Raw genomic sequence first — 13,344 nt, forward strand, 5'->3', positions numbered from 1 at the left:
ACCCGGTGCGGTGCACCGGGTTTTATAACTTTTACTTCAAAGAAGTATGTTCGTTCTAATTATAGATCAGCTTTAGCAGCAGTAGTATCTACAGCTTCTTCAACGTTATCCATTGCTTCTTCAGCAGCTTCCTGTGTGTCCTCGGCAGCTTCTTCAATAGCAGCGCCTGTATCTTCGGCAGCATCTTGTACATCATCAGCAGCGCTTTCTACTGCATCTTCTGTTTTTTCTTTAGTAGTTTCTTTACAAGAAGTTACTGTTAAACCCAATGCCAATACTAGAGCTAAACTTAAAATTACTTTTTTCATGGTTCTTTTGTTTAATTATTTACTTAAATTTTGCAACACGAATGTAGTAATATATTTCATTCGTTAACAAATAATTCCATAACATTTTTAACATAATTAAAAATATTGTAAAAATCATTCAAGTAATTTACGAATGTAATAGCCTATTTGGATCTTTGCCCCCTTATTTTTATTAATAAATGCCTTGTTTTTCTGTCCTGCATCGTACAAATCAGACTGGTTTTCAAGTAGATGGTTTAAAGTGCTGGAAAATTCACCTTTTGTGCTTACCGATAAAATCCCGCCCAATGCTACAAGCTGTTCGGCCTCAACAAACCCTTTGTAGTTTTTCCCGATAATTACGGGAATACCAAAAACCGCGGGCTCCAATGTATTGTGTAAACCTGTACTGCCCATGCCACCGCCAACGTATGCAATGGTTGCATAACTGTATATTTTGGTGAGTATGCCAATGGTATCGACTATAAAAACATCGTAATCAGATATGTTTTTCTCCTCTTTTTCTGAATACAGTACCGTTTTTTTATGGATGTTTTCCCGTAACTTTTGTATGGATGAAGGCTGTACCGTATGCGGGGCAATAATATATTTTATGTTTTTTTTTATGTCCTTGTTTATATAATCAACAATTAGTTTTTCATCTTCGGGCCACGTGCTCCCTGCTACAAAACACAAATTATCGCCTACAAACCCTTCAAGGAACTTAAGTGTATTGTCGCGATGTAATATTTCTTCGACCCTATCAAAACGGGTATCGCCACTTACGGTTGTGTTACCAAACCCAATATGTTCCAACAGTAACTTGGAGCTTTCATTTTGGACAAAAAAGTGATTGAATGTTTGAAGCGACTTTCTCATAAAACTTCCATACCAATGAAAAAAAGCCTGATTTTCCCTGAATATTCCCGAAACCAATAAAGTAGGGATGCTTTTTCTTTTTAAAGCTGAAAGATAATTAGGCCAGAATTCATATTTCACAAAAATGGCCAATCGTGGCCGCACCGCTTCCAGAAATCTAGTTGCATTGCTTGCCGTATCCAACGGAAGGTAACAAACAACATGAGCAACCGGGGTATTCTTTTTCACTTCATAACCGGAAGGAGAAAAAAAAGTAACCAGGATTTTATGGTCCGGAAAACCCTTTTTGGCTTGCTCAATAAGCGGAAGACCTTGCTCAAACTCGCCTAAAGATGCTATATGGAACCATATTACTTTATCATCGGCCCTTATGTTTTTGGTCAATACATCAAAAACAATTTTGCGGCCCTCGACAAAAAGCTTCAACTTATCATTGAACAGGGCGGCAATTTTTAAAAAAAATCCCGTTATATAAACCAGTATATTGTACAAAAAAAGCACTTTATTCCTTTTGTTGCTAAAATACGTTACTTTCTGTTAATACATTGGCTACGGTAACTTTATTTTGTAATTTTGTTGTATACATTAAGAATGATCTTCATGAAGAAAATACAGATGGTTGACTTACAGGGTCAATATAGCTTTATAAAAGAACAAGTAAACAATTCCATAACCCAAGTTTTAGAATCTGCAGCATTTATAAACGGCCCCGAAGTTCATGGTTTTCAAAAAGAACTGGAAGATTATTTAGGGGTTAAACATGTTATTCCCTGTGCCAATGGCACCGATGCACTCCAAATTGCCATGATGGGGCTTGGGCTTGAACAAGGCGATGAAGTAATTACGGCCGATTTTACCTTTGCGGCCACCGTAGAAGTTATAGCATTGCTTAAGCTTACGCCCGTTTTGGTAGATGTAGACCTAGACACTTTTAACATAAACATAGAAGCGCTCAAAAAAGCAATAACACCAAAAACCAAGGCTATTGTTCCGGTACATCTTTTTGGCCAATGTGCCAATATGGATTCAGTAATGGAAATTGCAGAAGAACACAACCTATTTGTTATAGAAGACAATGCACAGGGAATAGGTGCCGATTATACCTTTAAGAATGGTACATCCAAAAAATCGGGAGCCATTGGCCATGTTGCGGCCACTTCTTTCTTTCCTTCTAAAAACCTGGGCTGTTACGGAGACGGGGGAGCCATTTTTACTAACGACGATGCTTTGGCACATATGCTCCGCGGAATGGTTAACCACGGCATGTACGAGCGTTACCATCATGACGTAGTGGGTGTAAACTCCCGTTTAGACTCTATCCAGGCTGCTGTTTTAAGGGCCAAGCTCCCTCTTTTAGATATGTATAACAAAAAAAGAAGAGAAACTGCCGTAAAATACACCAATGCACTAAAAAACAACACACATATTATTACACCGGTTCTGGCCAACGGGAAACTGGAAGCCGATAACAATCACCACGTTTTTCATCAATACACATTGCGTATTACCAATGGAAAACGGGACGGATTGGTGAAATTCCTTAACGAAAACGGAATTCCATGCGGAGTGTATTACCCAATCCCTTTGCACAAACAAAAAGCCTATACAGACAACAGGTATAATGAAGCCGATTTTGCGGTTACCAATCAATTGGTAAAAGAAGTAATTTCGTTACCGATGCATACCGAACTGGATGATGAACAAATTAATTTCATTACCGGTAAAATAAATGAATTTATTAATTAACCTTAAAAATAAAAACTGAATTAATGAAAATATTAGTTACCGGAGGACTTGGTTTTATAGGATCCCATACGGTCGTAGAGCTTCAAAACAAAGGATTTGAAGTAATCGTGATAGACAACCTCTCTAATTCTTCTTTGGATGTATTAGACGGCATAACGGCCATTACCGGGGAAAAACCTTTATTTCAGAAACTTGACCTTCGCGAAAAAAATAACGTTTCTGCTTTTTTTAAAGAGCATCCCGATATTGCAGGGGTGATACATTTTGCGGCTTCAAAAGCAGTGGGCGAAAGTGTGGAAAAGCCATTATTGTACTACGAAAACAATATAAGTACGCTTGTATATTTATTAAAAGAGCTCGCAACAAAAGAAAACGCCCCTTTTATATTCAGTTCCTCCTGTACCGTATACGGACAAGCAGATAAATTACCCATTACCGAAGATGCCCCGGTAAAAAAGGCAGAGTCTCCATACGGAAACACTAAGCAGATTGGGGAAGAAATTATTCAGGACACCTGCAAAGTACACCAAAATATCAAAGCAATTTCATTGCGCTATTTCAATCCCATTGGTGCACACGAAAGCGCAAATATAGGCGAACTTCCTATTGGGGTTCCACAAAACCTCGTTCCTTTTATTACACAAACCGGAGTGGGAATAAGAGAACAGCTTTCGGTTTTTGGGGACGACTACCCTACTGAAGACGGTACCTGCATTCGCGATTACATTCATGTCGTGGATCTGGCCAAGGCCCATGTAGTTGCACTAGAGCGCCTTATTGACAACAAAAACAAGTCCAACTATGAAGTCTTTAACGTTGGAACAGGAACAGGAAGCTCTGTTCTGGAAGTTATAAACAGTTTTGAAAAGGTAGCCGGCAAGCCCCTCAATTACAAAATAGTAAACAGACGCCCCGGCGATGTAATTGCCGCATACGCCGACACAGCCAAAGCCAATGACGAACTAGGCTGGAAAGCCAAATCTTCTCTGGACGAGGCCATGGATTCGGCTTGGAAATGGGAACAAAAAGTGAGAGAAAAGTAAATAAACAAATAAAATATTGAAAAGTCAGTTTTGAGCCTTTCTGTTATGCTTAAACTGACTTTTTAGGTTATTCCCTTCAGCAAAATGCAATTATAATTCCTCTAAGAAAGGATCACTTTCATATGAAAGTTCGATAAACTATCTTTGCAGGAAAAGAAGATTTAGTGAGTACCACCATCACGCTATCTGGTTTAAATCAGGTTATATCTACGTATAAAGAATCTCTGCAACAGCAGAAATTAGGGAGTTCTGTTGCCCAGACCCAAAACAATATTTATTTAAAAGGCCTTGTTGGTTCATCTTTGTCAATTATTATGGCAAACGCCTTTAAGGAAGCCTCCTTGCCCTTTTTGGCTATTTTTAACGACAAAGAAGAAGCTGCTTACCATTTAAACGACCTAGAGCAACTTATTGGTGATAAAGATGTGCTTTTTTATCCCGGAAGTTACCGCAGGCCCTATCAAATTGAAGAAACAGACAATGCAAATGTTCTTTTAAGGGCCGAAGTACTCAACAGGATCAATTCTAGAAAAAAACCAGCTATTATTGTAACCTACCCGGAAGCTCTTTTTGAAAAGGTGGTGACTAAAAAAGAACTGGAACGAAGCACCTTAAAAATCAATTTAAACGACAAACTTTCTACTGATTTTATAAACGAAACGCTTTTTGAATATAAGTTTAAGAGGGTTGATTTTGTATCGGAGCCCGGCGAATTTTCCGTACGCGGGGGAATTGTAGATGTTTTCTCTTTTTCGAATGACGAACCCTACCGGATTGAATTTTTTGGCGATGAGGTTGACAGCATCCGTTCTTTTGATGTTGAAACGCAGCTCTCTACCGAAAAGCTTAAAAAAATTACCATTATCCCCAATGTAGAAAACAAATTGCTGGAAGAAGACCGCGAAAGTTTTTTAAAATATACATCATCAAAAACTGTAGTATTCCTCAAAAATAAAGAACTGTTCCTTTCAAAAGTAAACGATTTGTTCAGCAAAGCCGAGGAAGCTTTTAAAACCCTTTCAAAAGACATAAAGCATACTCCTCCAAAAGAACTTTTCTGTACCGGTGCATTGCTAAGAAATCAACTGGCCAATTACAATACGGTGGAACTTTCCAAGACAGAGACAAGGGAGGAAAATCAAGAAACCATCGCTTTCGAGACATCACCACAACCTTCATTCAACAAACAGTTTAACTTGTTGATTGAAGACCTTAACGGTAATTACAAAAAAGGCTATCAAAATTATATTGTTTGCGCTTCCGAACAGCAGGCAAAACGTTTTCACGATATTTTTAACGACGTAGACAAAGACGTACATTACCAAACCATTGTGTTTTCCATGTACCAAGGTTTTATAGATCATGAGCATAAAATAGCCTGCTATACAGACCATCAAATTTTTGAACGCTACCATAAATTTCAGCTTAAAAACGGATATTCCAAAAAACAGGCCATTACGCTTAAAGAATTGACCAACTTGGAAATAGGCGATTATGTTACGCATATCGACCATGGGATTGGTAGGTTTGGCGGATTGCAAAAAATTCAGGTTGAGGGGAAATTACAGGAGGCCATCAAGTTAATTTATGGAGAACGCGATATTTTATATGTAAGTATTCATTCGCTCCATAAAATTACCAAATACAATGGTAAGGACGGCAAAACCCCAAAAATATATAAATTAGGTTCCGCAGCATGGAAAAACCTTAAAAAGAAAACCAAAAGCAAGGTTAAGGAAATTGCCTTTAACCTTATAAAACTTTATGCCAAACGGAAAACAGAGAAAGGATTTCAGTACGGTCCCGATTCTTATCTGCAAAACGAACTAGAAGCCTCTTTTATTTATGAAGACACGCCCGACCAAAGCAAAGCCACGGAAGATGTAAAACGAGACATGGAAAGCCAACAGCCCATGGACAGGCTTGTATGCGGGGATGTAGGCTTTGGCAAAACAGAAGTAGCCATACGTGCTGCCTTTAAAGCTGTTGACAACGGAAAACAGGTTGCCATATTGGTGCCTACCACCATTCTGGCCTTTCAGCACCATAAAACCTTTACCGAAAGGCTGGCCAATATGCCCGTGACCATAGATTACCTTAACCGCTTTAGGACTGCCAAAGAAAAAAAATACACTTTGGAAAGGCTGGCCGAAGGAAAAGTAGATATCATTATTGGAACACATCAACTGGTAAACAAAAACGTAAAATTTAAAGACCTCGGATTGCTCATTGTAGACGAAGAACAAAAATTCGGGGTTTCTGTCAAAGATAAATTAAAGACCATTAAAGAAAATGTAGACGTACTTACCTTAACGGCTACACCAATACCGAGGACGTTGCAGTTTAGCTTAATGGCAGCCCGCGATTTATCAGTTATAACGACCCCACCACCAAATAGGTATCCTATAGAAAGTACGGTTATTCAATTAAACGAAGAGGTGATCCGAGATGCTATTTCATACGAAATTCAACGGGGTGGGCAGGTTTTCTTTATCAATAACAGAATAGAAAACATTAAGGAAGTGGCTGGAATGATCCAGCGTTTGGTTCCAGATGCCAAAATTGGCATTGGCCACGGACAAATGGACGGAAAAAAACTGGAACAGCTAATGTTGAGCTTTATGCGGGGCGATTTTGATGTACTGGTGGCAACTTCTATCATTGAAAGCGGACTCGACGTGCCCAATGCCAATACAATTTTTATTAATAATGCCAATAATTTCGGGCTTTCGGATCTACACCAAATGCGCGGACGTGTAGGCAGAAGTAACAAAAAGGCGTTTTGCTATTTTATAACACCTCCTTATTCTGCTATGACTGATGATGCCCGTAAACGTATTCAAGCTTTGGAACAATTTACAGAACTTGGAAGTGGTTTCAATATTGCAATGAAAGATCTAGAAATAAGGGGTGCCGGAGATATACTTGGTGGTGAACAAAGTGGCTTTATAAATGAAATTGGTTTTGACACCTATCAAAAAATACTTCAGGAAGCTATTGAAGAATTAAAGGAAAATGAATTTTCCGACCTCTACGACCAAAAAAAAGAAGATAAAATTTACGTAAAAGAAACACAGCTGGATACCGATTTTCAATTATTGTTCCCAGACGATTACATCAACGCAATTACCGAGCGCTTAAACCTCTATAACGAGCTGAGCAATATTACAAACGAAGAAGGGCTTGAAGCCTATCAATCCCGATTAGCCGACCGCTTTGGGGAACTTCCGGAAGAAGCTGTCGATTTGTTGAATAGTGTCCGTATTAAATGGATTGCCACGCAAATGGGCCTGGAACGCATTGTATTAAAGCAAGGTAAAATGATTGGCTATTTTATATCGGACCAACAAAGCAGTTTCTACCAAAGTCCATGCTTTAAAAATGTTTTACAATATGTACAAACACATCCAAATATTTGTAAAATTAAAGAAAAACAAACACGTAATGGCCTGCGTTTACTAATTACTTTTGAAAGCATAAAATCTGTAAACAAAGCATTACAAGTATTAAAACCTTTTCTTGTGTAAGAAAAAGAATAACAATTATTGCATATTTATACGACTCTAATTATATAATGTCATGAAAAAATTAGTCCTATTATTTTTTGCACTCCCCTGTTTTTGCATTTCCCAACATACCATTTCTGGTACATTTGCTCCAAAAGAGCAATACAGCAAGGTTTTTTTATACAAAATCCAACCTGATGCAGAAGATTATGTCACCTATATCTCATATACCGGATTGGATGATAAAGGAAAAATAGGCTTTTCACTTGACGAAGAAATGGAGCCCGGAATGTATCAACTTGTTTTTGGTATCCCACGTATTGCAAACCATTTTGATTTTATTTATGATGGAAATGAAGATATTTCCTTTTCTTTTAAAGAAAAAGAAGGCGTTACTTTTTTATCTTCTGAAGAAAATATGCTTTTACAGGAATACGACACTAGATTTAATGAAGCCAAACAGCTATTAACATCGGTATTTGCACCCGATGTATCAAAAGAAACATTTATCAATGTTTTTAATGCTATCGAGGCAGTACAGACCACATATGAAGCTAAAAGTGAGGACATGCTTGCCAATCATTTTATCAAAACGGGAAGAATCCCTATACCGGAAAAGAAAATAAGCCAAAAGGAATATAATGCACTGGAAAAGGAAGAATTTTTTAAAAATGTAGATTTTAACGACCTGGTGCTCAAGGAATCTTTTTATCTGGTAAATATCCCCATTTCATATATTTTTAAATTTTCAAGCAAGAACGACACCCAGTCTTATATGCACAATATAGACAATGCAATGACAGCTATTGGAGACAACCCTTATGTTAAAAAGCGTGTTTTAACAAGTGTATGGAATAATGCCGTTGCGGATAAAGACATGGAAGTTGCTAATTACATATCGAACAATTACCTGGAAGAAATGTCAAAAGAACAGGGCGACATTAAATTGCTTGACGAAATTGCAACATATAAAAGGGCCGGCGTTGGTGCCATAGCCCCGGATTTTAATCTGGACGATGGTAGAAAACTTTCCGATTTGAACAATGCCAAGCATTACCTTTTAATATTTTGGAGCAGTACTTGCTCACATTGCTTAAAAGAAATTCCAGAAGTAAAAAAATTCTTGGCCAATAAGGATAAACACACACTTCAAGTAGTTGCTTTCGGCCTGGAAAATGATGAGCATCCATGGAAAGACACTATAAAAATGTACCCGGATTTTATTCAGGTCTATGGAGCGGGAAAATGGGACAATGCCACTGCCAAGGAATACAATATTACTGCTACTCCCACCTATTTTGTTTTGGATGCAGATAAAAAAATAGTTGCTAAACCCGATTCTTTAGAAGACTTGGAAAAAACAATTAATACAATCGCAAAATAGGCTTCTAAAGCCCTTTAAGGTCTTTTATTACTTTAAAAGCAATGTCTATTTGGTCTTCCCCAACTATAATGGTAAACTCGTTGGTGGTAGATATTACCTCGTGTAGAATAATGCCTTCCCAAGCCAAGCGTTGAAAAATAAAATAATAAATCCCCGGAATAATAACATTTTCTTCGGGCAATTTTACACTTATAGAAGAAAGCTTATCTACTTTTTGGGTAAGTTTTTCGTCTTTAAAAATATTTTCAACAATATCGTTCATGGAGTTGCTTACCACAATATTGGTCTCGTTAACCCCTCGGGAAGAAGTATAAAATACATCTTTGTTATCGTTAATCTCTTGTAACAATCTTGCCTGTTTGTTCAAGATCGTATCGGATATTAAAAAGGTATAATCACTCAAGGAAGACCGCACAGTTATCTCACCAATATTTTTAAGCACTTTTAAAATTCGGTGGGTGGCCCTAAATTCCAGTTCAGAAGAAAGGCGTTTTAATGCCATTACAATGGCCCCGTTGCGAACGTCTTTACCGAGCTGTTCTTCAATTTCTGGTTTAATGTTCCTGGAAAGCGATGTAAGATTTATAATTCCTTGGGCCAGCGCACTTTGTAAAAATGGCTTTGATTTAATGTAGTTTTCTACAACAGACGATATTGTTTTCATTGTTGGTCTTTGGTTTGGTTTTTAGGAGCGATAAAAGTAAGTTATCTTTTTCTTAAAAGCAAAAAATAAAACGAAATGTTTTATTTATAACAATTCAAAAATAATAAAAAGCATCAGGAATATGTTTAATATCATACATTTCTTTGCTTTTAATAACCGCCACAATATCAAAACGGACCTCATAATCCAAATCGTTTTCAACAATATAATGGTTCATGACCTTTACCATGAGCTTGATTTTCTTCTTATTTACAAAACTTTGGGGGTCTCCATAAAACAGTCAACTTCTGGCCTTAACTCCTATCCCCACCAGAAAATCTTTGTCAAGGGCAATAATATCTACTTCGGCATTGTCAAACCTATAATTTGTTCATAAAATATCGTACCCTTTTTTTTAAGGAGTTCAACAGCCATTTTTTCAGCTTTTTTCCAAATTCATTATGTTCGGCCACGAAAACAATATCCGCTATTTTAGCGTTAATAATTATTATTTATAGAATTCCCGCTTAAAAAACGAAATAACTTCAAGTTTTTCAGCATATTAGGTAAAAAAATATATCCGCACAAATACATATTTTGTACATTTATCGGTAATCCTTATTTATAGCTACTTACGTATATAAACAAAGGGGAAACCCAAACAAAACCAACTTAACACCCAAAAACCTAACAAAAATGCTGGCAAAAACCAATTGTAATACAGCCACGCTCTCCCCATATTCCAATCCTTTGGGCGAAAAGGATGTCTTACATTTATACAGAAGGGCCGGTTTTGGACTTTCATACAACAACATACAAAACCAAACAGGAAAATCGGCAGCGCAATTGGCTACCGAAATTGTTACCGAAGCCATTAACTTGGCCACTACCGATGCCCCAGAATGGGCAACATGGGACAATACCTTTTACCCTGAGGAAGACGGGGAAATTAAACGAGGCCATATTAACGAGTGGAAAAACACCTATGTTAATCAGTTAAGGGGCAATAACCTTAGGGACCGTCTAAGTTTTTTCTGGCACAACCATTTTGTTACCGAACTTAAAGAGTACAATTGCCCGTCGTACTTATATGGATATTTTAATTTATTACAGCTGCATGCGGTAGGAAACTTTAAAACATTTGTTCATGATATCGGTATTGACTACGCCATGCTTACTTATTTAAATGGCGACCGAAGCGGTAAGGGTAACCCCAACGAAAACTATGCCCGTGAACTCTACGAGCTCTTTACCATGGGTGAAGGAATTGGTTATACCGAAGAAGATATAAAGGAAACGGCCCGAGCCTTAACGGGCTATACCAATCGTAACGAAGGCTGTGGAGAAATAATATTTAACCCCGATGCTTTTGACGATACTACCAAAACCATCTTTGGGCAAACCGGATCTTGGGTATATAGCGATATTATAGACATCCTTTTTGAGCAGCGCCCCAATGAAGTTGCCAATTTTATCTGCGGAAAGCTGTACGAGTTCTTTGTAAATCCTCTACAAATACCCGAAATAACCCAAGAGTTGGCCAATACCTTTATTGACAACGATTTTGAATTGGCTCCGGTACTCATACAACTTTTCTCCAGCGAGCATTTTTTTGATGAAGAAGCCCGCGGTGTCATCATTAAAAGTCATTATGATGTTTTCCTGAATTTTGTAAATGAAAGCGGATTTTCCATCAACGACGATCTATTGATGAGCGGAGTTAATATTTGTGGGATGATAGGCCAGGAAATATTCAATCCTGTTGATGTAGCGGGATGGCAGCGTGACCGCGATTGGATTGGTCCAAATACCATGATTGGAAGGTGGAAAATGTTGGAGTTTTACTTAAACGATGTTTTCGGTATGGACGAAGAACAGTTTGCAAATTTTGCCATGGACATTGCCGGCGGCCCCGGAAATACAGATCCCGAAGATATTACCCGACAAATTGTAGATTGGTTTTTGCCATTGGGACTGCATACCCCGGAAGATTACAATATTTGCATCGATGTTTTTAAGAGCAATGTCCCTCAAAATTATTACGATGAAGGAAATTGGAACTTATTAAGCTCTTATGCTTCTACGCAGGTCTTTCAACTTTTACAGCACCTCATCAAACAACCAGAATTTCAACTTAAATAACCAAGCTATGTGCAATCATCACTATACTCCTTTCAACAATAAAGCAAAACATGACGAAGAGCACGAAAAATGGTCACGTCGGTCTTTTTTGCAGGCACTAGGTTTGGCCGGCTCTGGATCGATGCTATTAGGGGGCAATATTTTATCGGCCTCCTCTCCGTCTCCTTTAACCGCAGCTCTGGCTGCATCAGAAAACGATAATATTCTTATCCTGATTAGGCTCAACGGTGGAAATGACGGATTAAACACTATTGTTCCGGTATACGATTTTGACACCTATGCAAATTACAGGCCTAAAATCCACATTCCCTTTAACAATCTAACCCGCCTCAACGACGATTTTTATATTCCAAAATACATGGATTCACTACAAACGTTATGGGGCAACGGCGGAATGAAGGTAATTCACGGCGTGGGCTACGAAAACCATAACATGTCGCATTTCAGTTCTTCGGATATTTTTGCTTCAACAGATTTGGAAAACCATACAAATACGGGGTGGATGGGCCGCTATTTCGATAATCATGAAGATTTTTCCAATTATCTGTTAAACCCTCCAACAGATCCGGCGGCCATTCAAGTAGGGAATATCGGAAACCTAATTTTTCAAGGCGAAGATGTAAACTACGCCTTTACCATAAACAACGTTACAGAACTGGAAAGAATTGCAGAGGAAGGTGTTGTGCACAGCCTTCACGACCTTATTCCAGAATGTACTTACGAAGAACAGCTATATTTTTTAAGGGGCACCGCCAACACCACTTATGAATATTCCGGTATAATTTCCGATGCTTTTAAAGCGGCATCCAATTCGGTTGAATATCCCGAAGGTTCACTTGCCCGACAATTGGCAACTGTAGCCAGATTGATTAAAGGCGGGCTAGGCACAAAAATATACATGGTAAGCCTAAGTGGCTTTGATACGCATTCTGCACAACCGGAACGCCATCAAAAATTAATGACAGAAATTGCAAATTCGGCAGACAGTTTTTTTAAAGATCTGGAAGCAGGCGGACACCACAAAAGAGTGCTTACCATGACTTTTTCAGAATTCGGAAGAAGGGTTTACGAAAACGGATCGTTTGGCACCGACCACGGTACAGCCGCGCCCATGCTACTTTTTGGACCTGGAATGGAAAGTCAGGGCTTTATTGGGGAGCATCCCGATTTAAACAATTTAATTAGAGGCGGGAACTTGCAAAATTCCATTGATTTTAGAGATGTTTATGCCTCCATTATGGCCGAGTGGCTTTGTATTGATGCTACTTTGGTAAGCGCCGCATTAAACGGACGGGCCTCTACCCTGCTCGGGATGGGAATGCCATGTTCTAACGAAGACAACACCGTTATAGAAGGCGAACCGCCAATTGCAGATGGCGGTAACGAACCCGAAGTTGAAGAGCCCATTGAAGAAGAAATAACAAATTTTGACCATTTCCCTTCTTATGGTGATGGCAAAAATGTATTTATAAACTATTCTGTACCAAATGCATCACACGTGGTCATTAAGCTTTACAATATCCTTGGGCAAGATTTGGGCACCCTTAAAAACGAAATGTCGCTAGAAGGTAAATTTAAGGTCAATATTAAAGAAAATACCAATAACAGACTGAGTCGCGGGCAGTATATTTACAGCATTTCATACAACGGAAAAATCTATAGCAAATCAGTAATTTTGAGCTAACGTCCGGGACTGTTTAAAACCTTGTGATAT

At 38.3% G+C, this 13,344-nt stretch carries 10 protein-coding genes; 6 read left to right on the plus strand and 4 right to left on the minus strand.

The window, feature by feature from the left end:
* Window positions 1–59: 59 nt before the first annotated feature.
* Complete coding sequence (locus tag PSF86_RS11475; protein WP_277900229.1) at window positions 60–308, minus strand: hypothetical protein; 249 nt, start codon at window positions 306–308, stop codon at window positions 60–62.
* Between the two features lie 114 nt (window positions 309–422).
* Window positions 423–1,667, minus strand: coding sequence for a 3-deoxy-D-manno-octulosonic acid transferase (locus PSF86_RS11480; RefSeq protein WP_277900230.1), 1,245 nt, complete (start codon window positions 1,665–1,667; stop codon window positions 423–425).
* A gap of 99 nt (window positions 1,668–1,766) precedes the next feature.
* Here PSF86_RS11480 and PSF86_RS11485 point away from each other — a divergent pair, with 99 nt between their 5' ends.
* The 4 genes from PSF86_RS11485 to PSF86_RS11500 all read left to right on the plus strand — a co-directional run bounded on the left by PSF86_RS11485 (window position 1,767) and on the right by PSF86_RS11500 (window position 8,845).
* Window positions 1,767–2,912 carry a DegT/DnrJ/EryC1/StrS family aminotransferase gene (locus tag PSF86_RS11485; RefSeq protein WP_277900231.1) on the plus strand — a complete coding sequence of 382 codons (1,146 nt, stop codon included), beginning with the start codon at window positions 1,767–1,769 and terminating at the stop codon, window positions 2,910–2,912.
* A gap of 23 nt (window positions 2,913–2,935) precedes the next feature.
* Window positions 2,936–3,955 (plus strand): UDP-glucose 4-epimerase GalE, encoded by a 1,020-nt coding sequence (gene galE, locus PSF86_RS11490; protein ID WP_277900232.1) that lies wholly within the window; start codon window positions 2,936–2,938, stop codon window positions 3,953–3,955.
* Window positions 3,956–4,119: 164 nt separating this feature from the next.
* On the plus strand, window positions 4,120–7,482 hold the full coding sequence (gene mfd / locus PSF86_RS11495) for a transcription-repair coupling factor (RefSeq protein ID WP_277900233.1): 3,363 nt from the start codon (window positions 4,120–4,122) through the stop codon (window positions 7,480–7,482).
* Window positions 7,483–7,534: 52 nt separating this feature from the next.
* Window positions 7,535–8,845: a TlpA family protein disulfide reductase gene (locus PSF86_RS11500; protein WP_277900234.1), complete on the plus strand. Its 1,311-nt coding sequence runs from the start codon at window positions 7,535–7,537 to the stop codon at window positions 8,843–8,845.
* Between the two features lie 4 nt (window positions 8,846–8,849).
* On the opposite strand, the gene PSF86_RS11505 is transcribed toward PSF86_RS11500, so the two are convergent.
* Together PSF86_RS11505 and PSF86_RS17810 are read right to left on the minus strand one after the other, a co-directional pair.
* Window positions 8,850–9,509: an aspartate kinase gene (locus PSF86_RS11505; RefSeq protein WP_277900235.1), complete on the minus strand. Its 660-nt coding sequence runs from the start codon at window positions 9,507–9,509 to the stop codon at window positions 8,850–8,852.
* Between the two features lie 94 nt (window positions 9,510–9,603).
* Window positions 9,604–9,738, minus strand: a complete 135-nt coding sequence (locus PSF86_RS17810; protein ID WP_338424029.1) for a hypothetical protein — start codon at window positions 9,736–9,738, stop codon at window positions 9,604–9,606.
* Window positions 9,739–10,184: 446 nt separating this feature from the next.
* On the opposite strand from PSF86_RS17810, the gene PSF86_RS11515 reads away from it, so the two are divergent.
* Window positions 10,185–11,630, plus strand: coding sequence for a DUF1800 domain-containing protein (locus PSF86_RS11515; protein ID WP_277900236.1), 1,446 nt, complete (start codon window positions 10,185–10,187; stop codon window positions 11,628–11,630).
* A 7-nt stretch (window positions 11,631–11,637) separates the two neighbouring features.
* Window positions 11,638–13,314, plus strand: coding sequence for a DUF1501 domain-containing protein (locus PSF86_RS11520; RefSeq protein WP_277900237.1), 1,677 nt, complete (start codon window positions 11,638–11,640; stop codon window positions 13,312–13,314).
* Window positions 13,315–13,344: the final 30 nt, after the last annotated feature.

It is taken from the genome of Galbibacter pacificus (assembly GCF_029603165.1).
Classification (GTDB): Bacteria; Bacteroidota; Bacteroidia; order Flavobacteriales; family Flavobacteriaceae; genus Galbibacter; species Galbibacter pacificus.

Bases quoted from the DNA above. Each gene is read 5' to 3' on its own strand.
- PSF86_RS11475 (WP_277900229.1), bottom strand. From the start codon at position 308: ATGAAAAAAGTAATTTTAAGTTTAGCTCTAGTATTGGCATTGGGTTTA.
- PSF86_RS11485 (WP_277900231.1), top strand. From the start codon at position 1,767: ATGAAGAAAATACAGATGGTTGACTTACAGGGTCAATATAGCTTTATA.
- galE (WP_277900232.1), top strand. From the start codon at position 2,936: ATGAAAATATTAGTTACCGGAGGACTTGGTTTTATAGGATCCCATACG.
- PSF86_RS11500 (WP_277900234.1), top strand. From the start codon at position 7,535: ATGAAAAAATTAGTCCTATTATTTTTTGCACTCCCCTGTTTTTGCATT.
- PSF86_RS11505 (WP_277900235.1), bottom strand. From the start codon at position 9,509: ATGAAAACAATATCGTCTGTTGTAGAAAACTACATTAAATCAAAGCCA.
- PSF86_RS17810 (WP_338424029.1), bottom strand. From the start codon at position 9,738: ATGGTAAAGGTCATGAACCATTATATTGTTGAAAACGATTTGGATTAT.
- PSF86_RS11515 (WP_277900236.1), top strand. From the start codon at position 10,185: ATGCTGGCAAAAACCAATTGTAATACAGCCACGCTCTCCCCATATTCC.
- PSF86_RS11520 (WP_277900237.1), top strand. From the start codon at position 11,638: ATGTGCAATCATCACTATACTCCTTTCAACAATAAAGCAAAACATGAC.